The organism is Microbacterium sp. CIAB417, assembly GCF_022788845.1.
In genome coordinates this window covers 263,428-284,591 of the sequence record NZ_JAHZUT010000001.1, presented here as the reverse complement: position 1 = coordinate 284,591, position 21,164 = coordinate 263,428, and the positions used below count along the sequence as shown (strand labels likewise).

At 69.1% G+C, this 21,164-nt stretch carries 18 protein-coding genes; 8 read left to right on the top strand and 10 right to left on the bottom strand.

Translation table 11 applies throughout. The features are described 5' to 3' along the window. Positions 1-11: 11 nt before the first annotated feature. The 5 genes from KYX17_RS01460 to KYX17_RS01440 are packed head-to-tail and all read right to left on the bottom strand — an operon-like array spanning position 12 to position 5,418. Entirely contained in the window at positions 12-845 is an 834-nt protein-coding gene (locus KYX17_RS01460) for an ATP-binding cassette domain-containing protein (protein WP_243224763.1), read from the bottom strand. Further along, positions 842-1,729, bottom strand: a complete 888-nt coding sequence (locus tag KYX17_RS01455) for an ABC transporter ATP-binding protein (RefSeq protein ID WP_243224762.1) — start codon at positions 1,727-1,729, stop codon at positions 842-844. Before KYX17_RS01455 ends, KYX17_RS01460 begins: the two co-directional genes overlap by 4 nt. Then, the gene (locus KYX17_RS01450) at positions 1,726-2,691 is read right to left on the bottom strand and encodes an ABC transporter permease (RefSeq protein WP_243224761.1); all 966 of its coding nucleotides are present in this window, start codon (positions 2,689-2,691) and stop codon (positions 1,726-1,728) included. The genes KYX17_RS01455 and KYX17_RS01450 overlap by 4 nt, the downstream gene beginning before the upstream one ends. Next, positions 2,684-3,679, bottom strand: coding sequence for an ABC transporter permease (locus KYX17_RS01445; RefSeq protein WP_243224760.1), 996 nt, complete (start codon positions 3,677-3,679; stop codon positions 2,684-2,686). Before KYX17_RS01445 ends, KYX17_RS01450 begins: the two co-directional genes overlap by 8 nt. Positions 3,680-3,720: 41 nt before the next feature. Beyond that, on the bottom strand, positions 3,721-5,418 hold the full coding sequence (locus KYX17_RS01440; protein ID WP_243224759.1) for an ABC transporter substrate-binding protein: 1,698 nt from the start codon (positions 5,416-5,418) through the stop codon (positions 3,721-3,723). Positions 5,419-5,681: 263 nt separating this feature from the next. On the opposite strand from KYX17_RS01440, the gene KYX17_RS01435 reads away from it, so the two are divergent. The 7 genes from KYX17_RS01435 (at position 5,682) to KYX17_RS01405 (ending at position 13,240) form a co-directional block, all read left to right on the top strand. Next, the gene (locus KYX17_RS01435) at positions 5,682-6,437 is read left to right on the top strand and encodes an NUDIX domain-containing protein (RefSeq protein ID WP_374208916.1); all 756 of its coding nucleotides are present in this window, start codon (positions 5,682-5,684) and stop codon (positions 6,435-6,437) included. A 40-nt stretch (positions 6,438-6,477) separates the two neighbouring features. Next, the gene (nadA, locus tag KYX17_RS01430; RefSeq protein WP_243224758.1) at positions 6,478-7,839 is read left to right on the top strand and encodes a quinolinate synthase NadA; all 1,362 of its coding nucleotides are present in this window, start codon (positions 6,478-6,480) and stop codon (positions 7,837-7,839) included. Then, entirely contained in the window at positions 7,836-9,422 is a 1,587-nt protein-coding gene (nadB, locus tag KYX17_RS01425) for an L-aspartate oxidase (protein ID WP_243224757.1), read from the top strand. The genes nadA and nadB overlap by 4 nt, the downstream gene beginning before the upstream one ends. Continuing rightward, positions 9,419-10,270 (top strand): carboxylating nicotinate-nucleotide diphosphorylase, encoded by an 852-nt coding sequence (gene nadC, locus KYX17_RS01420; protein WP_243224756.1) that lies wholly within the window; start codon positions 9,419-9,421, stop codon positions 10,268-10,270. Before nadB ends, nadC begins: the two co-directional genes overlap by 4 nt. 3 nt (positions 10,271-10,273) lie before the next feature. Beyond that, on the top strand, positions 10,274-11,404 hold the full coding sequence (locus tag KYX17_RS01415; protein ID WP_243224755.1) for a cysteine desulfurase family protein: 1,131 nt from the start codon (positions 10,274-10,276) through the stop codon (positions 11,402-11,404). An 88-nt stretch (positions 11,405-11,492) separates the two neighbouring features. Then, positions 11,493-12,434, top strand: a complete 942-nt coding sequence (locus KYX17_RS01410; RefSeq protein WP_243224754.1) for a glycosyltransferase family 2 protein — start codon at positions 11,493-11,495, stop codon at positions 12,432-12,434. Positions 12,435-12,466: 32 nt separating this feature from the next. After that, positions 12,467-13,240 (top strand): SDR family NAD(P)-dependent oxidoreductase, encoded by a 774-nt coding sequence (locus KYX17_RS01405; protein WP_243224753.1) that lies wholly within the window; start codon positions 12,467-12,469, stop codon positions 13,238-13,240. A gap of 46 nt (positions 13,241-13,286) precedes the next feature. Here the strand turns inward: KYX17_RS01405 and KYX17_RS01400 are convergent, their stop codons facing one another. From KYX17_RS01400 to KYX17_RS01385, 4 genes are read right to left on the bottom strand one after another with little or no spacing between them, the layout of a single operon-like run. Next, positions 13,287-14,597: an alpha-L-fucosidase gene (locus tag KYX17_RS01400; RefSeq protein ID WP_243224752.1), complete on the bottom strand. Its 1,311-nt coding sequence runs from the start codon at positions 14,595-14,597 to the stop codon at positions 13,287-13,289. Positions 14,598-14,611: 14 nt separating this feature from the next. Then, complete coding sequence (locus KYX17_RS01395) at positions 14,612-15,535, bottom strand: carbohydrate ABC transporter permease (RefSeq protein ID WP_243224751.1); 924 nt, start codon at positions 15,533-15,535, stop codon at positions 14,612-14,614. After that, a complete protein-coding gene (locus KYX17_RS01390) occupies positions 15,528-16,454 on the bottom strand; it encodes a carbohydrate ABC transporter permease (RefSeq protein WP_243224750.1) in 927 nt (308 codons plus the stop codon). Before KYX17_RS01390 ends, KYX17_RS01395 begins: the two co-directional genes overlap by 8 nt. Next, entirely contained in the window at positions 16,451-17,707 is a 1,257-nt protein-coding gene (locus KYX17_RS01385) for a sugar ABC transporter substrate-binding protein (protein ID WP_243224749.1), read from the bottom strand. Before KYX17_RS01385 ends, KYX17_RS01390 begins: the two co-directional genes overlap by 4 nt. A gap of 218 nt (positions 17,708-17,925) precedes the next feature. On the opposite strand from KYX17_RS01385, the gene KYX17_RS01380 reads away from it, so the two are divergent. Next, on the top strand, positions 17,926-18,939 hold the full coding sequence (locus KYX17_RS01380) for a LacI family DNA-binding transcriptional regulator (RefSeq protein ID WP_243224748.1): 1,014 nt from the start codon (positions 17,926-17,928) through the stop codon (positions 18,937-18,939). Between the two features lies 1 nt (position 18,940). On the opposite strand, the gene KYX17_RS01375 is transcribed toward KYX17_RS01380, so the two are convergent. Then, the gene (locus KYX17_RS01375) at positions 18,941-20,998 is read right to left on the bottom strand and encodes an ABC transporter ATP-binding protein (protein ID WP_243226150.1); all 2,058 of its coding nucleotides are present in this window, start codon (positions 20,996-20,998) and stop codon (positions 18,941-18,943) included. Positions 20,999-21,164: the final 166 nt, after the last annotated feature.

The window sequence follows — 21,164 nt, the reverse complement described above, 5'->3', positions numbered from 1 at the left end:
GTGCGACCAGCTTACGGCCTCCCCGCGAGCTCCGCGCGCACCTCGTCGCGCAGCCGGCCCATGTTCTCCGGGTCGGGCGCCGCGCCCAACAGGGTCTTCGTGTAGTCGTGCTGCGGGTCGAGGATGACCGCGTCCGCCGGCCCGCGCTCGACGATGTCTCCCCGGTACATCACGAGGATCTCGTCGCTGAAGTGGCGTGCCGTGGCGAGATCGTGCGTGATGTAGAGCACGCCGAGGTTCTCCTCGCGCTGCAGGTCGGCGAGCAGGTTCAGGACGCCGAGACGGATCGACACGTCGAGCATCGAGACCGGCTCGTCGGCGACGATGAACCGTGCGCCCGGCGCAAGCGCCCTGGCGATGGCGACGCGCTGCCGCTGTCCGCCGGACAACTCGTGCGGACGCCGCTCCGCGAAGCTCTCGGCCGGCGACAGCCGCACCCGCTCGAGCAGATCGAGGGCCTTCTCGCGCACCTCGCCGCGGGAGAGCTTCGGGTGGTGGATGCGCAGGGGCCGCTCGAGGTGATGGATGATCGTGTGGAACGGGTTGAGCGACGCGAACGGGTCCTGGAACACCATCTGCACGTCCGACCGGTAGCGCGCCAGCGCGGATCCGGATCTCCCGCTGGGAGCGCCGTCCAGCAGGATCTCCCCCGACGTCGGCGTCTCCAGCTTCATCAGCATCCGGGCGATGGTCGACTTCCCGCTGCCGGACTCGCCCACGAGCGCGATCGTCTTGCCCGCCTCCAGAGTGAACGAGACGTCCTTGACCGCGTGCAGCGTCGTGGACTTGAGCCCCGAACGCAGGCGGAAGTCCTTGACGAGGTGGCGTGCTTCCAGAGTGCTCATCGGACGTCCTCCTTGACGGATGCCGCGGCCGCCCCCGCGTGTGCGGCGTCGCCGCTGCGGACGAAGCCGCCGCGCTCTCCGCGCAGGCTCGGGAAGCTGGAGAGCAGCTTCCGGGTGTACTCGTGCTGCGGGGTCCGGTAGATCTCCTCCGCGGTGCCCTGTTCGACGATCTCGCCCTGCAGCATCACCGCGATCCGGTCGCTGATCTCCAGGAGCATCGGCAGGTCGTGGGTGATGAAGATGACCGCGAAGCCGAGCTTCTCCCGAAGACGCATGATCTCGCGGATGATCCCGCGCTGCACGACCACGTCCAGGGCGGTGGTCGGCTCGTCCATGATCATGACCTGCGGATCCAGCGCCAGCGCCATCGCGATCATCACGCGCTGGCGCATTCCTCCGGACAGCTCGTGCGGGAAGCTCGTCAGCCGGGAGGGATCCACCCCCACGAGCCGGAGCAGCTCCTCCGCGCGTTCGGTCTTGGCGCGGCGGCTCATGCCGGGACGATGCGTGTCGAAGACGTCGAAGATCTGCGCCTTCACACTGATGACCGGGTTGAGGGAGTTCATCGCCCCCTGGAACACCATGGAGATCTTGTCCCACCGGAACGCGCGCAGGCCCTCGTCCTCGAGCCCGACGATGTCGATGTCGTCGCCGTCCCTGTCGTGGAAGACGATCTCGCCGCCGGTCATCAGCGCCGGCGCCTTGAGCAGCCGGTTGAGGCCGTAGGCGAGCGTCGTCTTGCCGCAGCCGGACTCGCCGGCGAGGCCCAGGATCTCACCGCGGTGAAGAGTGAGCGAGACGTCGCGCACGGCCTTGACGGGCGGATCGACCTCGTACTCGATCGAGACGCCGCGGGCGGTGAGAACGGGTTCGGAGGCGGTCATGCGCCCACTCCCTTCGTCTTCGCGGCCTTGCGCACGCGGCGCGCGGCCTCGGGGGCGACCCGCAGCTTCGGGTTGATGATCTCGTCGATCGCGAAGTTGATGAGCGACAGTCCGCAGCCCAGGAGCGCGATCAGGATGCCGGGCGGGATGAACCACCACCACGCTCCCGTGCCGAGCGCCTGACCGGACTGCGCGTCGTTGAGGATGGTCCCCCACGTGATGGAGTCGGTCGCGCCGAGACCCAGGTAGGACAGGCCCGCCTCGCCCAGGATGGCGAAGATGATCGCGAACAGGAACTGCGCGGCCAGCAGCGGGAGCAGGTTCGGCAGGATCTCCACGAGGATGACGCGGAAGGACTTCTCCCCCGCCACCTTCGCGGCGTAGACGTAGTCCCGGCTGCGCAGCGATCGCGCCTGCGTGCGCAGCACGACGGCGGCCCCCGCCCAGGAGGTGATGCCGAGCACGAAGGCCACGAGCAGCCAGCTGCGGGTGTTGAAGTACGTCGCGATGACCATGGCCAGCGGGAGCCCAGGGATCACGAGGGCGATGTTGGTCACCAGCGACAGCGTCTCGTCCCGCCACCCGCCGACGTATCCGGCGAGCACACCGAACAGCAGGGAGAGCACGATGGCGATGAGACCGGCCACGATTCCGACCAGCAGCGACCCCTGCGTTCCGTACGCGAGCTGGGCCAGCACGTCGTAACCGAGCTTCGTCGTTCCGAGCAGGTGCTCGGAGTTCGGCGGCTGCAGCGCGTCGTTTCCGGAGAAGCGAGGATCCTGCGTGACGAACGGTCCGATGATCCCGAACAGCACGATCGCGACGACGATGACGATGCCGGTGATGAGCTTCGCCGACATGGTCGGCAGCATGGCCCGCCAGCCTCCCCTGGCAGGCTTCTGCGTGACCAGGGCGACGGTGTCCGGCGGTGCGGCGGTGGGCTTGGTGATGGTCTCAGACATTGTGGCGTGCCCTCGGGTCGATGTAGCCGTAGACGAGGTCCATGATGAAGTTCGCGGCGAGAACGGTCAGGGTGATCACGAGGAAGACGCCCTGCATGAGCGCGTAGTCGCTGTTCTGCACCGCCTGGAACATGAGCTTGCCGATGCCCGGATAGGTGAACACCTGCTCCATGACGATCGATCCCGCCACGACGAAGCCGAGCGTGATGGCGAAACCGGCGATCGAAGGGATCGCCGCGTTGCGCGACGCGTACATGGTGAGGATCCGGCGCGGCCGAAGTCCCTTCGCCTCGGCCGTGGTCACGTAGTCCTCGGCGAGCGTGGAGACCATCATGTTGCGCATGCCGAACAGCCAGCCGCCGACCGAGCTGATGACGATCGTCGTGGCCGGGAGGATGGCGTGCCACACGGCATCCGCGAAGAACGCCCAGCTCCATTCCGGGCCCTTGGGGAAGTCGAACACGCTGTACCCGCCGATGATGGGGAACAGGCCGAGTCCGACCGCGAACACCGACACCAGCACGAGGGCGAGCCAGAAGTAGGGGATGGACTGGAGGATCGTGGTCGCCGGGATCAGGTGATCGACCCAGGTTCCGCGCTTCCAGCCGACCCACGCGCCCAGGACGATGCCGAGCACGAAGGAGATGATCGTGGCGACGCCGACGAGGATCAGCGTCCACGGCAGCGCCTGGCCGATCAGCTCGGCCACCGGGGTCGGATACTTCGTGACGGAGATCCCCAGATCCCCGCGCAGCATCCGGCCCCAGTAGCCGAGGTACTGCTCCCACATCGAGGAGTCGTCGGAGCCGAGCAGCAGCTTGATGTTGCGGACGGTGGTCTCGGAGACCTCGCCGCCGTTGCGCTGCAGCTTGGCGATCATGATGTCGGCGGGGTCGCCGGGCATCAGACGAGGGAGCAGGAAGTTGAGGGAGATCGCGGCCCACAGCGTGATGATGTAGAACCCGATCCTGCGGGCATAGTACTTCATGTCAGATCCTCGACTTCCTGCTCCTCTGCGTCATTTCGGGATCAACCGACGGGCTTCAGCTGCGGCAGGATGAATCCGGCCGACACGGAACCCCACGACGGCGGGAAGGCGTACAGGTCCTCCTCCGTCGGCCACCCCGTGAACTCCGCCGAGTTGTAGAAGGTCTGGGTGGCGTTGATCACCAGCGGGATGTAGGGCAGGTCGCGGACGATCTCGGACTGGATCGTGGCGTACTGCTCCTTCTTGACGGCCTCGTCGTTCGTCGCGTTGGCCGCGGCGATCGCGGCGTCGACGGTCGGGTTGTTGTAGCGGCTGAAGTTCCAGCGTCCGGCGGGGACCTCCTCGCCGACGGGGCCCGTCGACTGGATCTCGGTCCCGCCGAGCCAGTCGCGGTAGATCTGGAACGGGTCGGCGACCGACGTCCCCACCATGCCTCCCACGATCAGCTCGTACTGACCGGTCTGGCGGGCGTCCGAGAACTCCTGCCACTGCACCGTGCCGACGTTGATCTTGATGCCGGCGGCGGCCGCCTGCTCGGCGATCAGCTTCGCGGCGTCGTTGTAGTCGGTCCAGCCGTCCACCGAGATCAGGTCGAGCTCGATCGGGGTGCCGTCCTTGCCGTAGAAGCCGTCGCCGTCCTTGGTGTAGCCGGCCGCCTCGAGGATGGACCCGGCCTCGGCCGCGTCGGGGTCCTGCGGGCTCACGGCGTTCGCCGGGTCGGCCACCCACTTCTCATCACGCGGGAGCAGTGCGTAGGTCGGCGAGATGTCTCCCGTGAGACCCACGAACGCCTTCTCCTTGATCGTGGCGCGGTCGACCGCGACGTTCAGCGCCTGACGGACGGCCACGTCGGTCTGCTCGCCCGTGCAGCCGAGGTCGGCGTTCGCGCACGTGTAGAGGACGGTGGGGTCCTGAGGCGTGTTGATCCAGTCGATCTTCCCGTTGCCCGTGACCGAGTCCGGGTTGGGGATGAACATGCCGGCCCAGTCCAGCTCGCCTGCGGCGAGGAGGTCCTGCGCGGCCTGGTTGTTGTCGACGGCGATGTACTGCACGGTTCCGACGCCGAGGTCGTCGGCGCCGCGATAGTTCTCGTTCGCGACCAGGACATAGGACTCGCTCGTGACGCTGTCCACGACGTAGGCGCCGGAGCCGACGGGCTCCTCGTTCGTGAACGTGGCGAAGTCGTCGACCTCGCTCCAGACGTGCTCCGGAAGAATCCAGGTGCCGCCCATGCGCTGCCACTCGGACGTGAACTGCGGCGTGGCGTAGGTCAGCACCACGGTGGTGTCGTCCTGCGGCTCGGCGGAGTCCAGGCCCTGCCCGTCGGGGTTGTTCCCCTCGTAGGTGAAGGTGAACGCGACGTCCTCGGCGGTCAGCGGCTCGCCGTCGCTCCACTTCAGGTCCGGCTTGATCTTCACGGTGATGACCGTGCCGTCCTCGTTGAACTCGTACGATTCGCCGATCATGCCGGTCGCGGGCTCGTCCGCCGTCTTGTTGAAGAAGAACAGCGGCTCGAGGATCGGGCCGAGCGCACCGTGGAGCACGGTCGGCGCGAACGGGTTGAAGTTCGCCTCGATGGGCGTCTGGCTGCCGGCCCAGACGCGGAGGGTGACGTCTTCGGCGTCGCCGCCGTCGCCCGTCTCCCCGCCACCGCCGGTGCAGGCGGTGAGGCCCAGTGCGAGGACGGATGCCCCCGCCATCGCCGTGATCGCGACACGGCGCTTTCCAGTGCGGAACATGTGTTGCCTTTCCTCTCGGTGCTGCATTGCTTGAGGGGTGCTGCTCATCCTTGAGAACCCCGAGGAGGGGTTTGTTAGGACAGTAACCTAACAAACCCTGTCACGCCAGGCAAGAGCCGTGGTTACGGCCGCGTAACGTTTTCCTCACGCGGCGATTCCACGTCGCATCCCGGCCGCGGGCCGGCGTCGACAGCGTCACAAGTCGTCACCCGCTTGAGCTTCTGGTCACCTTGACACTAAGATCGAGGGCGGAGGTTAGAGTCATGATGACCAGAAGTCAGGAGTCGGAGATCCGCGTCGCGGTGTCGACAGTGATCCTGACGTTGCGCCGCGGCGACGAGGGCTCCCCCGTCCTGTCGCTGCCGCTCGTGCTGCGCACGAGGGACCCCCACCAGGGCCAGTGGGCGCTGCCCGGCGGATGGCTCGACGAGCGCGAGGGTCTGGAGCAGGCCGCGGCCCGCACACTCGCGGAGACCACCGGACTCGCGCCGAGCTACCTCGAGCAGCTGTACGCGTTCGGAGATGTCGACCGCTCCCCCAGCCGGGTCGTGTCGATCGTCTACTGGGCGCTGCTTCGTCAGGACGAGGTCGACGCGCAGAGCGCCGCCCATGTCGCGGCCGGCAACGCGCCGGAGAACGTGCGCTGGTTCGATGCCGACGCTCTTCCGGAGCTGGCCTTCGACCACAATCAGATCGTCGAGTACGCGCTGTGGCGACTGCGCAACAAGGTCGGCTACAGCCGCGTCGCGCATGGGTTCCTGCCGCCGACGTTCACGCTCTCGGACCTCCGCGAGGCGTACGAGGCGATCCTCGGACGGCGTCTGGACCCGGCGAACTTCCGACGCCAGGTCGAGGCCACGGGCACCCTCGTCCCCACGGACGCCTTCCGCACCGGCAGCCATCGACCGGCCCGGCTGTACCGCTACAACACCGACGTCGAGCTCGCCGACCGCGGCCCGCTCGGCGCCGGGCGGGCATCGCCGGCCCCGGCATCCGATCCCCTCCCTCCCGCCCGTTGACCCACCCGACCCGCACCTCCCTCGACGAAACGAGCACCCGATGAGCACCACCTTCGTCTCCGCCCCCGCCGTCCGCACCGACGCCTCGGTCGACCACGCCATCCAGGCGATCGTCGACGGATCGAGCACCGAGGCCACGTGCAGCACGGACCTGGCCGCCGGCCCGTGGGACTTCGACGCGCGTCCGGGATACGGTCCCGGATCGTCCATGGGCGACGTCATCCCCACCGGTGCGCCGCGCCAGGGCGAGCTGCCCGCCGAGTACCGCGAGGCGAGCGAGGACGAGCTGGACGCGCGCATCGTCGCCGCCAAGCACGAGCTCGGTGACCGCGTCGTGGTCCTGGGGCACTTCTATCAGCGCGAGGAGGTCGTGAAGCACGCCGACCACGTGGGCGACTCGTTCCAGCTCGCGACCGCCGCCAAGCAGCGTCCGGATGCCGAGGCCATCGTGTTCTGCGGCGTGCACTTCATGGCCGAGACCGCCGATCTGCTCTCCGGAGCGGACCAGAGCGTGATCCTGCCGAACCTCGCCGCAGGCTGCTCCATGGCCGACATGGCGGACATCGACCAGGTCGAGGAGTGCTGGGGGCAGCTCGCCGAGGTGCTCGGCGACCTGGACGCGGCGGACGAAGAGGGTCGCGTGCCGGTCGTCCCTGTCACGTACATGAACTCCTCCGCCGCCATCAAGGGCTTCGTCGGCCGTCATGGCGGGATCGTCTGCACGTCGTCGAACGCCGCCACCGTACTGGAGTGGGCGTTCCAGCGCGGCCGCCGGGTGCTGTTCTTCCCCGACCAGCATCTCGGCCGCAACACCGCCAAGTCCATGGGCGTACCGCTCGACCGGATGCCGATGTGGAATCCGCGTCGGCCGCTGGGCGGTTCCTCCGCCGCCGAACTCGTGGACGCGCAGGTCATCCTGTGGCACGGGTTCTGCTCGGTGCACCGCCGGTTCACGGTCGCCCAGATCGATCAGGCGCGCGCCGAGCACCCGGGCGTGCGCGTCATCGTGCACCCGGAGTGCCCGATGGAGGTGGTGGATGCCGCGGACGAGGCCGGGTCCACCGACTACATCCGCCGGGCGATCGACGCCGCGTCGGAGCCGACGACGTTCGCGATCGGCACGGAGATCAACCTGGTGCGGCGTCTGGCGGCGCAGTATCCGCAGCACGAGATCTTCTGCCTCGACCCGGTCGTCTGTCCGTGCTCGACCATGTACCGGATCCACCCCGGCTACCTCGCCTGGGTGCTCGAGGAACTCGTCGCGGGACGCGTCGTCAACCGCATCCAGGTGACGGACGACGTCGCGGATCCCGCCCGCGTCGCGCTTGAGCGGATGCTGGCGGCGAAGCCCGCTCCTTCGCCCTACGCCGAGCGCGACGGCGTCGGATCGAGCCGGCGATGAGGATCGCCGTCATCGGCTCCGGCATCGCCGGGCTCACCGCCGCGCTGCATGCCCGGGACGCCGGTGCCGAGGTGACCGTCTTCACCAAGGGCGCATTCGGCGACGGCTCGACACCGCACGCCCAGGGCGGCGTCGCGGGGGTGTACCGGGCGGGCGACTCCCCCGCCGCGCATGCGGAGGACACCCTGAACGCGGGAGCCGGTCTCAGCGACCCGGCGGCCGTCGACGTCCTCGTCTCCGCGGGCGCGGCCCGCATCGCCGAGCTGATCGCCCGCGGCGTGGCCTTCGACCGTTCGCCGTCCGGCGAGCTGCTGCTCGGTCGCGAGGCGGCCCACAGCGCGGCGCGGATCGTCCATGCCGGCGGCGATGCGACCGGGGCCGAGATCACCAGGGCTCTCACGACCGCGGTCCGAGCGGCGGCCGTCGAGGTCGTCGAGGGCGCGTTCCTCGTCGACCTGCTGACGGACGGGTCGTCCGTGCGCGGGGTGCGGGTCCTCCTCAACGGCGCGCTCGTCGACCGGCACGCGGACGCCGTGATCCTCGCGACCGGCGGGGCCGGGCAGCTCTTCGCGCACACGACGAATCCGAAGGGCGCGACCGGAGACGGCATCGCCGCCGCGATACGCGCCGGCGCCGCGATCGCGGATCTGGAGTTCGTGCAGTTCCACCCGACGATCCTCGCCGCAGGCACCCCGTTCCTCATCTCGGAGGCGGTCCGCGGCGAGGGGGCGACGCTGATCGACGAGGACGGCCGGCGGTTCTGCTTCGACGAGCATCCGGACGGCGAACTCGCGCCCCGCGACGTGGTGGCCCGCGCGATCGCCCGGCAGGCTGCGCGTCAGGGCGCCCCGGTGCGCCTGGACGCCACCGCTCTCGGCGCGGAGCGACTGGCCGAGCGCTTCCCGACCATCGACCGTGTGACGCGGGAGCGCGGATTCGACTGGGCGAGTCAGGCGATTCCGGTCACTCCGGCCGCGCACTACCTCATGGGCGGAATCGTCACGGATCTCGACGGACGCACGAGCGTGCCCGGGCTGTTCGCGGCCGGCGAGGTCGCACGCACCGGCGTGCACGGCGCGAATCGTCTGGCGTCGAACTCGCTCCTCGAGGGCGCGGTGTTCGGAGCCCGTGCGGCAGTCGCCGCTGCCGGCCCGTCGAAAGAAGACGGCGCCGCTTTCCATCGCTCGTCGAGCGACGACGGCGCAGCTCTCATCCGCTCGTCGAGCGAGGACGGCGCAGCCGACCGAGTCGAAACGCCCTCCCCGCACGAACGCGTTTCGACTCGCTCCGCTCGCTCAACGAACGACGGAGGTCACGAGGACGGCACACCGGGGCTCTCCCGCGCAGCGCTTCAGCGGCTCATGTGGGAGAACGTCGGCCTCCTTCGCACGGACGAGGGGCTCGCCGATGCGGTCGCCACGATCCGGGCCTGGCAGACCGAGGCGGTCGTCCCGGCATCCGTGGCCGAGCACGAGGACGCGAACCTGCTCCTGCTCGCCGCCGCCACGGCATCCGCCGCCGCCGAGCGCACCGAGTCGATCGGCGCTCATTTCCGCGAACGTTCCCTGATCGGAGTCCGATGATCACCGCATCCACCCTGACCCGCGTCGTGGGCGCCGCTCTCGAGGAGGACGCTCCCTGGGGCGATTTGACGAGCACGGCGCTGCTCCCCGCCGGCGCGACCGCGACCGCCGACCTCGTGGCCCGGGAGAGGGGCGTGTTCAGCGGTGGAGACGTGTTCGCGGCCGCCTTCACCCTGACGGACCCCGCGGTCACCGTCGATCTGCATGTCGGCGACGGCGACGCGTTCGGGCCCGGTGATGTGCTGGCCTCGGCATCCGGACCGGCACGGAGCCTGCTCACGGCCGAACGCGTCGCCCTCAACTTCGTCCAGCGCATGAGCGGGATCGCGACGCTGACGGCGGCCTACGTCGACGCGGTGGCGGGCACGGGTGTCCGCATCGCGGACACGCGCAAGACCACACCCGGTCTGCGCGCGTTCGAGCGGCATGCCGTCGTCTCGGGCGGCGGCAGCAATCACCGCTTCTCCCTGTCGGATGCCGTGATGGCCAAGGACAACCATCTCGCGGTCCTGACGCGCTCGGGCGCCGACCTCGCCACCGCCCTGCGCGAGGCCCTGACGCGGCTGCCGCACACGACGCACGTGGTCGTCGAGGTGGACCGTCTCGACCAGATCCCGGATGTCCTCGCCGGCGGCGCCGACACCGTGCTGCTCGACAACTTCTCGCTCGACGATCTGCGGGCGGGCGTCGAGCTCCTGGCGGGGCGGGCGACCGCCGAGGCATCCGGCGGAGTGAGCCTCGACACGGTGCGCGCGATCGCGGAGACGGGAGTCGACGTGATCTCCGTCGGCGCGCTGACGCACTCGGCGCGCGCTCTCGACCTGGGGCTCGACCTGCGGATCGGCTGACCCGTGCTCTACCTCGACCACGCCGCCACGTCGCCCGTGCGCCCCGAAGTCCTCGAAGCGATGCGCCCGTACCTCACCGGCGTCTTCGGCAATCCGTCCAGCCACCACACGGTCGGCGAGGCGGCGGCGAGCGCACTCGAGGACGCCCGCGCGCGCATCGCCCGCATCGTCGGGATGCGCTCCGGCGATGTGATCTTCACGTCCGGCGGCACGGAGGCGAACAATCTGGCCGTCAAGGGCGTCGTCCTCGGGTCGGACCGCCGGCACCTCGTCGTCTCGCCGATCGAACACGAATCGATCCTCGAGTCGGCCGCGTACCTGAAGCGCTTCCATGACGTGGCGGTCTCGACGGCCGCCGTGGACGCCGCCGGTCGCCTCGGTGCAGAGGCACTGGCCGCGGCGATCCGCGAGGACACCGCCCTGGTCACCCTCGGGCACGCGAACAACGAGATCGGGACGATCCAGGACGTCGCGACGCTCGCGGACGTCGTCCAGTCCGCCGGTGCCGTGCTGCACGTCGACGCCGTGCAGTCAGCGGGATGGTTGCCGCTGAAGGCTCTCGCGGCGGACGCGATCTCGATCGCCGGCCACAAGCTCGGCGCCCCGAAGGGCATCGGGGCTCTGATCGTTCGCGGACGGATCCCGGTGGAGCCGCTGATCCACGGCGGCGGACAGGAGCGGGGGCGCCGCTCCGGCACCGAGAACGTCGCCGGGGCCGTGGCTCTCGCCACGGCCCTGGAACTCGCCGATGAGGAACGGGAGGCCGTGGCCACGGCGGTCGGCGAGCGCACGCGCGCGTTCATCGCCGATGTGCTCGTGAACGTCCCGCAGGCCACGCTCACGGGCGACGCCGAGAATCGACTTCCCGGCACGGCGAGCTTCACGTTCGAAGGCGTCAGCGGCGAGTCCGTGCTGCTCGAGTTGGAGCGCCGCGGTGTCGTCTCATCCAGCGGATCCGCCTGCGCTGCGGGCAGCGACGAGCCATCGCACGTCCTGATCGCGTGCGGCATCCCGCCCGGGGTCGCGCAGACCTCCGTGCGTTTCACGTTCGGTCGCACACCACTGCCTGCCGACGCCCCCGCGCGGCTCGCAGCGCTCGTCGCCGAGTCGGTGCGCGCGGTCGCCGGTCCTTGACTGCTCGCAACGCCGCGCCACCATTCGGATCACCTCCACAGACACAGCCGCGGGGCCTGCCGGCCGCGACGCGCCATAGACTCGGCACGTGCCTGCCCCGATCGTCACGCTCATCGTCCCCGGTCGCGACATCGCCGCCTACGTCCCGGCCGCCCTCGACTCCCTGCGTGCGCAGAGCGAGCCCCGATGGCGTGCGCTGCTCATCGATGACGGGTCGCGGGACGGCACCGGCGAGGTCTTCGCGGAAGCGGCGGCATCCGATCCGCGCTTCGACGTCATTCGTCACGACCGCTCGATCGGACTCGGCGCCGCCCGCAACGCCGGACTCGACCGCGTCGACACCGAGTTCGTCGGCTTCCTGGACGGAGACGACGAACTCACGCCGTCTGCGCTCGCGCGACTCACCGGAACACTGGCGGAGACCGGCAGCGACTTCGTCGCGGCCGCCTATGTGCGCTCCCGCCATCGGGAGGGCACGTACGTACCCGGGCGTGTGCAGCCCTGGGTGGCCGCAGCCACGGCCCCCGAACGCCGGGGCACCACGATCTTCGAACATCCGAAAGCCTCGGCCAACATCGTCGCGTGGTCGAAGATCAGCCGATCGGATCTCTGGGGAGACCTGCGCTTCCCCACCGATGTCGCGTACGAGGACCAGATCGTCGCCCAGCGGATGTACACCACGGCGCACGCCTTCGACGTCATCCCCGACGTCGTCGTGCGCTGGCGGCTGCGTGCCGACGGTTCGTCGATCACGCAGGGGAAGGCCCAGCTGCCCGTGCTCCGCGACTACCTGGCGGCCCTGCGCGGCGGAATCCGGGTGCTGCAGGATGCCGGGGCGCACGCGGCCGTGACGGCTAGACTCGACCTCATCCTCGCCATGGACGTGCCGCCGCTCCAGGAGATCGCCGGCAGCCATCCCGATCCCGCATACGCCGCGGCGGTCACCGCCTTCGTCGACGAGCTGCACGCACTCCCCGAGTTCGCCGACGCCCACCCAGACCCCACCCTCGCGGCCGCGCTCAGCTGGTGACGCCCCGAGCGCGCCCGCGTGTCAGGAGACACATGAACGACTTCCTCGGCTCCCTCTTCTCGCTCGACGGCCGGACCGCCGTCGTGACCGGCGGCAGCTCCGGCATCGGCCGCGGCATCGCCACCGCCCTCGCCCGCGCGGGCGCCGCGACTGTGATCGTCGCGCGCGGTCAGGAACGCGTGGAGCAGACGGTGCGCACACTGACCGATGCCGGATGCCGCGCCGCCGGCGTCATCGGCGACCTCAGCACCCGCGCCGGCATCCATGCCGTCGCGGACGCTGCGGCCGAACCCTTCGGCGAACCCGACATCCTGGTGAACTCCGCCGGCGTCAACATCCGTCCGCCGTATCCAGAGATCACGGAAGACGACTGGGACGCGACGATGACCGTGAACGCGCTCGCGCCGTTCCTGCTCGGCCAGCGCTATGCACAGGGCATGGCATCGCGCGGCTACGGACGCCTGATTCACATCAGTTCGCAACAGGCCCATCGCGCGTTCGTGGGAAGCGGGATCTACGGCGCCTCGAAGGGCGCGATCGAATCCCTCATGCGCTCCGAGGCGGAGGCGTGGGGCGGCACCGGCGTGACGAGCAACACCCTCGTCCCCGGCTTCGTGCTGACGCCGCTGAACGCGCGACTGCAGGAGGACCCGGACAAGATCGCCGCCCTCGCGGCCCGGACGATGATCGGCCGCAACGGCGTGCCGGACGACTTCGCCGGGGCCGCCGTCTTCCTGGCGGGCGCCGGATCTGCGTACGTCACCGGGCACTCGCTGTTCGTGGACGGCGGCCTGTCGGCGCACTGAGGTGTGGTGCGAGTGCACTCCCTCCGCAAGTGCACCCGCACCATCGTCAGGCGCGAGCGAACGCGACGGCCACCGGTCCCTCGCCGACCTCGTGCACCCGCACGACGACATCGCCGTCCCCGGGCTCGACGTCGGCGCTCCCCGTCAGCACTCGCGCGCCTTCGGGCCGGAACCCGTCGACGCGGACGCGGTGCTCCCCCGCCTCTCCGAGGAACACGATCCGCTCGTCCGCGGTGATCCAGTCGCGCCGCCACGGGTCATCCGTCGCGACGTCCCCGAGGTCCGCGCGGACGGTGCCGGCGGCGAGGTCGGCCAGCGGACGCTTCCACGCTCCGAACCCCTCCAGGCTGCGGCGCTGCTCCTCGGGGATGTCGCCCTCGGCGGTCGGACCGACGTTCAGCAGCAGACGTCCGCCCTTCGAGACGATGTCGACCCAGAGCCGGGCGAGGCGCGAGGCGTCCAGGATCTCCTTCGGCGACTCCAGGCGGTTGTAGCCGAACGACCAGCCCAGTCCACGGTTGTTCTCCCAGACCTCCTTCGACTCGTTCTCCTTCATGGCGGAGTATTCCGTCGTGGCCACGTCGTAGTACGTGTCTCCCCAGCGGTCGTTGACCACGCCGTCCGGATGCGCCGCGAAGTAGTCGCGGAACAGCTCGTGGAGCCCCCCGGCGTCGCGATGCTTGCCGGCATCCGGCCATTCGATGTCGTTCCAGAGGACGTCGGGATGATAGCGATCGATCAAGTCGCGCACGTGCGCGGCCGCGTAGGCGTGATAGGCCGCGTCTACGGGCCGCAGCGAATGGACCTCGTCATGGGAGCGGTGCGGAGGGAAGTCGGTGACCGACCAGTCCAGCCCGCCCGAGTAGTAGACGCCGAAACGGATCCCCTTCTCACGCACCGCTTCGGCGATGTCCCCGACGAGGTCACGCCGCGGACCGCGGTGCACGGTGTTGCGGGTGCCGGTTCCCGGTGCATCCCAGAGCGTGATGCCGTCGTGGTGCTTGGTGGTCGGGACCACGTACTCGGCACCGGCGGCGGCGAACAGGTCGGCCCAGGCCTGCGGGTCGAAGCGCTCCGCGCCCCACCGGTCGAGGAAGTCGTCGTACGGCGCATCGCCGTGCACGTCCCGGTGATGCTGCTGCGCAGGACTGCCGTCGATGCGGATCGTGTTCAGGTACCACTCCGCGTAGGGGTTGTGCGCGAACCAGGTCTTGTCCTCGATCTCTCCCAGAGCTCCGATCGGCTCCGCCCAGGCAGGAACCGAATAGGCGCCCCAGTGGATGAAGATGCCGAACTTCGCCCGCGCGTACCAGTCGGGCAGGTCACGGTCCAGGTCGGTCCAGGTCTTGTCGGTCATGTGGTCCTTTCGTGTTAGCGGCCGCCGAGGCCGGAGAGCGCGATTCCTCGGACGAGGTGCCGCTGAAGAAGGATGACGATGAGCGCCGTCGGCAGCATGGAGATGGTGGATGCCGCCATCAGCAGCTGCCACTGGTTTCCCTGCTGCCCCAGGAAGCTGTTGAGTCCGATCGGCACCGTGGCCATGTCCTGGGTGGAGACGATGATCAGCGGCCACAGGAAGCTGTTCCAGTAGTTGATGAAGGTGAACACCGCCAGCACGGCGATGGCCGGACGCGCGATCGGCACGATGATCGACAGCAGCGTGCGCCAGCGGCTCGCGCCGTCGATGATCGCCGCCTCCTCGAGCTCCCTCGGCACGGTCAGGAAGAACTGCCGCAGCAGGAACGTCCCGAAGGCCGTGAACGCCCAGGGCAGGATCAGCGCCTGGTAGCTGTTCTGCCACCCGAGCTCCTGCATCAGGATGAACATGGGGATGACCACGACCTCCTGAGGCACCAGGAGCGTGACCAGGTAGAGCGCGAACATGCCCGATCGGCCGCGGAACCGCAGACGGGCGAACGCGTACGCCGCCAGGACGCTGGTGACGCACACCAGGATGGTGCCGAGAACCGAGACGATGATGCCGTTGATCATGAACCGTCCGAAGGGCACGTAGGTCCACGCCTCGGCGAAGTTCTGCCATCGGATCTCGGAGCCGAAGAACGTCGGCGGGGACGAGAACACCTCGTTGCCGGGCTTGAGCGCGGTCGCGATCATCCAGACGAAGGGCAGCAGGAACACCACGAGGACCACGGTCAGCAGGGTCTGCGACACGATGCCGCGCACGCGGGCGGAGCGCTGCCGGGGCGACGCCGGCCGCGACACGAAGCGTTCGCGACGGCGGGGCGGCTGGATCACCGCTCTGGTGGAGGTGATCTCGATGGTCGACTCACTCATAGTGCACCCACTTGCGTTGACCGATGAACTGGACGGCCGTGATGACGGCGATGATCGCGAACAGGATCGTCGCGACGGCCGAAGCCGCGCCCAGGTCGAAGAGCTGGAACCCGCGCTGATACAGGTACATCACCATCGTGGTGGTGGAGATCCCGGGACCGCCTCCCGTGAGGACATAGGGCTGGGCGAAGACCTGGAAGGCGGTGATGAGGGTCATCACCGTCGCGAAGAAGATCGACGGCGACAGCATCGGGAGGGTGATGTTCCAGAATCGGCGGAACGCGCCGGCCCCGTCCAGCGAAGCGGCCTCGTACAGCTGTTCGGGGATCGAGTCGAGCCCCGCGGAGAAGACGAGCATGTTGTATCCGAATCCCTGCCACAGGGACATCACGACGATCACCGTCATCGCTCCGGTCTCGGTCCCGAGCGGGTTGAACCCCTCGATTCCGAACCAGCCGGCGATGTCCGCGAACACGCCGTTCGGCTGGACGAGCAGGCGCCACACCAGCGCGTTCGCGACGATCGGAGTCACGGCCGGCAGGAAGAAGAGCATCCGGTAGAGGCCACGACCGCGGATCCGCGGCGAGATCCAGATCGCCAGTCCCAGCGCGAGCACGAAGTTCAGCGGGACGTAGAGGACGACGAAGAGCAGGGTGTTGCCGACCGTCCGCCAGAACATCGGATCGGCGGTGAGGATCGTGATGAAGTTCCCCAGCCCCGTGAACGAGCGCTCGCCGACGACGGGCCAGGCGAAGAACGCGATCACGATCGAGGCGACGATGGGTCCCAGCGTGAACGCCAGGAAGCCCAGGCCGCTGGGCGCGAGGAAGCCCCACGCGGCTCGCGCCTCCCGACGAGCCGAAGCGCGCGAGGGAGCCGCCGTCGTCGACGGCTCCCTCCGTGTGCGAGCCGTCGTCACTGCTTCGCGCCGGCCTCGGTCTGCGTCTGGACCGTGGCGAGGAAGTCCGACGCGCTGAGGTCGCCGTTCAGTGCGCTCACCGCGTACTGGTTGAACAGCGTGTTCACCTGTGTGAAGTTCGCCGTCGAACGCAACGGCTGTCCGCTCTCGCCCGCGCTCGAGAGCGTCTCCTCGGCGACCTCGAACTCGCCGTGGAAGTAGGAGGGCTGCTCGGCGACGCGTGCGGGGTACGCGCGCCCCATCTCGGCGAGGGCGGTCTGCGCCTCGGGTCCGGTCAGTGTCGCGATGGCACGCAGCGCCTCCTCCGGATACGCGCAGGAGGCGCTGACGCCGTACCCCGAACCGGCGACCGGGGTGCTCGTCCCGTCCGGCCCGGCAGGGATGGTCGCCACCCCGAACTCGAAGCCGACCTGCTCGGCGACGTAGGCCAGTTGCCAGGGACCGTCGACGGCCATGGCGGAATCGCCGGCGACGAACGAGTTCAACGCGTTGTAGCTGTCGCTCGTCGCGGGGAGCTGCGGAGAGCTCCCTTCCGCGACCAGGCCCTGCAGGAACTCGACCGCCTCGACCATCGCCGGACTGTCCATCTGGAGCGTGCCGTCCTCCGCGACGCCCTGATCACCCGCGAGCGTCAACGACCAGGCGGTCGTGGTGTCCAGCGAGGGGTTGATGGCGTAGCCGTACGAGCCGTCACCGGACAGCGCGGCGGCCGCCGCGGTGAAATCCTCGACCGTCCAGTCCGCCGCGGGAGCATCGAGTCCGGCGGCCGTGAACGCGTCGGCGTTGTAGAAGACGATCAACGGCCCCAGATCGTACGGAACCGCCATCTGCTCGCCGCCCACGCTCGTCGCCTCGACGATCGAGGGATCGAACTCTGCGAGATCGATCCCGGCCGCCTCGAGAGAGGCGTCGTCCAGCGGCCGGAGCAGTCCCTGGATGCTGGTCGTCCGCGGGGACTGGACCCCGAGGATGCAGGCTTCGGATCCACCGCTCGCCTGCGCGGCGAGCTTCGTCCAATAGTCGTTGAAGGGTGCGGTCTCGAGCTCGAGCCGGATGTCCGGGTTCTCCTCCTCGACGAGAGCGACGAGGGTCTTCAGCGCCTCGTTCTCGGCATCTGATCCGGCCCACATCGAGAAGGTCAGCGTCGTGACGCCGTCCTGCTGACCGCTTCCGGATGCACCGCCGGAGCACCCCACGAGCAATGCGGATACTCCCACGGCTGCGAGAGTGCCCTTCGCGTATCGTTTCATCATCTGGCCTTCCTCATCGAAGAATGGACGGGAGACGACCTGGCTCGGAGTCAGATCGGATGTATACGCCGCCAATCTTGCGCAATCACGCGCCAGACGTCAACCCCTGAGCCAAAACATCCGATGTCCCTTTCTTCGGGCGTCCCTGTGGGAATGCCGTGTCGGAAGGACGGCGAGCGCGAACCGTGGCGTAACGTTTCGTTTGCCGAGAAGAGGACACGATGGCGACGTACAAGGACCTTCAGCACGCGACGGGACTGTCGCTCGCGACGATCTCGAAGTACTACAACGGCGGGACCGTCCGACCGGAGAACGCCCGCGCCATCGAAGAGGCGGCGAAACGGCTGCGGTACCGCCCGAACGAACTGGCACGGAATCTCCGCTCCGGCCGTTCGCGGACCGTCGGCGTCCTGCTGCCCGACCTCACGAGCGACTTCTACCTCTCAATCCTGTCCGGACTCGAACGTCGGCTGCGCCACAACGGCGTGAGCGTGCTGATCTGCGCCGACCACGCCGACATCGCGGGAAGCGGAGACGCGGTGAGCTTCCTCTCCGGACGGATGGTCGACGGCATCATCACGATCCCCACCCGTCGCGCTGTCCCGGGACTGATGGAGCTCTCCGAAGGCGGGACGCCGATCGTGACCCTGGACTGGCGCGCACCGGGACTCGACGTGGATGCGGTCGTCATCGACAATGAGACGGCGGCGGCGACCGCGATCCAGCATCTCATCGACCACGGACACGAGCGCATCGCCTATCTGGCCGGGGACGACACCCCGACCCTGGTCGCGCGGCTGGCCGGCGTCCGCATGCAGTTGCAGGCGCGTCGGATCCCTGCCCGCGACGAGTACGTCATCAGCTCTCCGCTGAGCGTGGAGGCGGGACGCTCGGCGATGCAGCGTCTCCTCCTGCTCGAGGAGCGGCCCACGGCAGTGTTCGTCGCGATGAACCTGCTGGGCGTCGGGGCGCTGACCGCGCTGAACGAATCCGGTGCTCGCGTTCCCGGCGACATGTCGTTCGTCGGATTCGACATGCCGCAGATCGCACGGATGACCCGCCCGGCCCTCGACACGATGGAGCAGGACGTCGATGCGCTCGCCGAGGCCGCCGCGGACCTCATGCTGGCCAGGCTCGGAGCACAGGGCGATGCGGGGTCCGAGCCGGTGGTGAGGATGCTGAGCGCCCGGTACATCCCCGGCGGCTCGGTCGCCGATCTGCGGCCGCCGGACTGAGTCAGGCCTCCGGCGGCGTCACCCGCTCTTCCGGCGCGGACTCTTCGAGCAGCGGCACCGGCGAGGTGAGGGCGGCGACGGCATCCTCCCCCGCCGAGTCTTCGGGCGCCTGGTCCGCCCGGCGTGCCGCGAGGCCCGCGGCGACGGCCCCGGAGTATCGCGCCTCCTCCTCGATCCCGGTGATGCGCGACGCCGCGACCTGCTGGGCCGCGAGCTCGGCGTAGAGGCCACCCGCCGCGAGCAGTTGCGCGTGCGTCCCGGATTCGACGATGCGGCCGGCCTCGAGGACGTGGATGACGTCCGCGCCGATCACGGTCGACAGCCGATGGGCGATGGACAGCACGGTCCGTCCCTTCGCCGCCTCGTCGAGCGCCTCCTGGACGACGCGCTCCGACACCGTGTCCAGCGCGGAGGTCGCCTCGTCCAGCAGCAGCACGGGAGGATCCTTCAGCAGCACGCGCGCGATCGCGATGCGCTGCTTCTCCCCGCCGGACAGGCGGTACCCCCGCTCCCCGACGACCGTGTCGTATCCCTGCTCGAAGCCGCTGATGATGTGGTGGATGTTCGCCGCCGCGCAGGCGGCCTCGATCTCCTCCTGGGTCGCATCGGGCTTGGCGTAGCGCAGGTTCTCGCGGATCGTGGCATGGAAGAGATAGGTCTCCTGGGACACGATCCCGACCTCGTCGATGATCGACTCCTGCGTGAGAGAACGGACATCCGCTCCGGCGAACAGCACCTCTCCCGATGCCGCCTCGTACAGGCGAGGAACGAGATACAGCACGGTCGTCTTGCCGGCACCCGACGGTCCGACGAACGCGACGTGCTGGCCGGGCTCGGCGACGAAGGACACTCCCTGCAATGTCGGACGCACGTCGGCGGAGGCATCCGGATACCGGAACACGACGTCGCGGAACTCGACGCGCCCCCGCGGTCCCGGGGCTCGAGCGACGTCGACGGCGTCCGGAGCATCCCGGATCTCGGGGACCAGGTCCAGGTACTCGAAGATGCGCGCGAACAGCGCCGCCGAGGTCTGCAGGTCCAGCGCCACCCGCATGAGGCCCATGAGAGGCATGAGCAGTCGCGCCTGCACGGTCGTGAACGCGACGATCGTGCCGGCGGTGATCGCGTCGACGCCCCCGGCGATGAAGTACCCGGAGACGAGGTAGATGATCGCCGGCACCGAGGACATCAGGACCTGGACGACAGCGAAGAATCCCTGACCGCTCATCGCCCTGCGCACCTGCAGCGTCACCTGGTTGCGGTTCTCGGCCTGGTACCGCTCGGACTCGGTGCGCTGCCGGTTGAAGGCCTTCGACAGCAGCATCCCCGACACGCTCAGGGTCTCCTGCGTGATGCTCGTCAGCTCGCTCAGCGACTCCTGCGTCTCTCCGGCGATCCGGGCGCGCACCTGCCCGACCCGGCGCTGCACGATGATGAGGAACGGCATGATCACCACGGCGATGAGCGTGAGGCGCCAGTCGATGAGGATCATCGCGACCAGCGACGCGATCACCGTGACCACGTTGCCGAGGATGCTCGTGACGGTGTTCGTGAGCACCCCGGACACGCCGCCGACGTCGTTCTGCAGTCGGGACTGGATGACCCCGGTCTTGGTGCGTGTGAAGAACCCGAGCTCCATCTCCTGCAGGTGCTCGAACAGCTTCACGCGCAGGTCCCCGGTGACCCGGTTGCCGACGGTCGAGGTGAACCAGGTCTGGGCGACGCCGAGCGCCGCGGACAGCAGGAACAGCCCCACCATGAGCGCCACGAGCCGGACCAGCAGCCCCAGATCCGGAGGGGAGCCGTCGACGGGGAACAGGGCGTCGTCGAAGATGCGCTGCACGATCAGCGGCGGGATGACGGCGATGGCCGCCCCGGCGATGACGAGGAGCCCCGTCACGACGATGCGTCCGACGTACGGTCGGAAGAGCGCGATCACCCGCGATCCGAGCCCGGCGATCCTGGGCGCTTCCGCGTTCAGCCTCTTCTGCGCCGCCTCGTCCACGCCTCGGAAGCCCGGACCGCCTCCGCGGCCTCCTCCGCCGTGCCCGCCGCCCATGCTCATGCGATCAGCCTAGCCCGCAGGGGAAATCGTCCGAACGAATTCACCCGGATCGGGAATGCGATGTCACAGGCTGCCGTTATCCTTGAGGCTTGCCTTCGAGCGGATGCCGTATCTGTCGGTTCCGCCGGTGGCCGTTCGCCCGCCCCGACCTGAGGAGACG

What these genes read in the sequence shown, in the direction of transcription:
- KYX17_RS01460 (WP_243224763.1), bottom strand. Translation starts at nt 845, where the DNA reads ATGAGCACTCTGGAAGCACGCCACCTCGTCAAGGACTTCCGCCTGCGT.
- KYX17_RS01455 (WP_243224762.1), bottom strand. Translation starts at nt 1,729, where the DNA reads ATGACCGCCTCCGAACCCGTTCTCACCGCCCGCGGCGTCTCGATCGAG.
- KYX17_RS01450 (WP_243224761.1), bottom strand. Translation starts at nt 2,691, where the DNA reads ATGTCTGAGACCATCACCAAGCCCACCGCCGCACCGCCGGACACCGTC.
- KYX17_RS01445 (WP_243224760.1), bottom strand. Translation starts at nt 3,679, where the DNA reads ATGAAGTACTATGCCCGCAGGATCGGGTTCTACATCATCACGCTGTGG.
- KYX17_RS01440 (WP_243224759.1), bottom strand. Translation starts at nt 5,418, where the DNA reads ATGTTCCGCACTGGAAAGCGCCGTGTCGCGATCACGGCGATGGCGGGG.
- KYX17_RS01435 (WP_374208916.1), top strand. Translation starts at nt 5,682, where the DNA reads ATGATGACCAGAAGTCAGGAGTCGGAGATCCGCGTCGCGGTGTCGACA.
- nadA (WP_243224758.1), top strand. Translation starts at nt 6,478, where the DNA reads ATGAGCACCACCTTCGTCTCCGCCCCCGCCGTCCGCACCGACGCCTCG.
- nadB (WP_243224757.1), top strand. Translation starts at nt 7,836, where the DNA reads ATGAGGATCGCCGTCATCGGCTCCGGCATCGCCGGGCTCACCGCCGCG.
- nadC (WP_243224756.1), top strand. Translation starts at nt 9,419, where the DNA reads ATGATCACCGCATCCACCCTGACCCGCGTCGTGGGCGCCGCTCTCGAG.
- KYX17_RS01405 (WP_243224753.1), top strand. Translation starts at nt 12,467, where the DNA reads ATGAACGACTTCCTCGGCTCCCTCTTCTCGCTCGACGGCCGGACCGCC.
- KYX17_RS01400 (WP_243224752.1), bottom strand. Translation starts at nt 14,597, where the DNA reads ATGACCGACAAGACCTGGACCGACCTGGACCGTGACCTGCCCGACTGG.
- KYX17_RS01395 (WP_243224751.1), bottom strand. Translation starts at nt 15,535, where the DNA reads ATGAGTGAGTCGACCATCGAGATCACCTCCACCAGAGCGGTGATCCAG.
- KYX17_RS01385 (WP_243224749.1), bottom strand. Translation starts at nt 17,707, where the DNA reads ATGATGAAACGATACGCGAAGGGCACTCTCGCAGCCGTGGGAGTATCC.
- KYX17_RS01380 (WP_243224748.1), top strand. Translation starts at nt 17,926, where the DNA reads ATGGCGACGTACAAGGACCTTCAGCACGCGACGGGACTGTCGCTCGCG.
- KYX17_RS01375 (WP_243226150.1), bottom strand. Translation starts at nt 20,998, where the DNA reads ATGGGCGGCGGGCACGGCGGAGGAGGCCGCGGAGGCGGTCCGGGCTTC.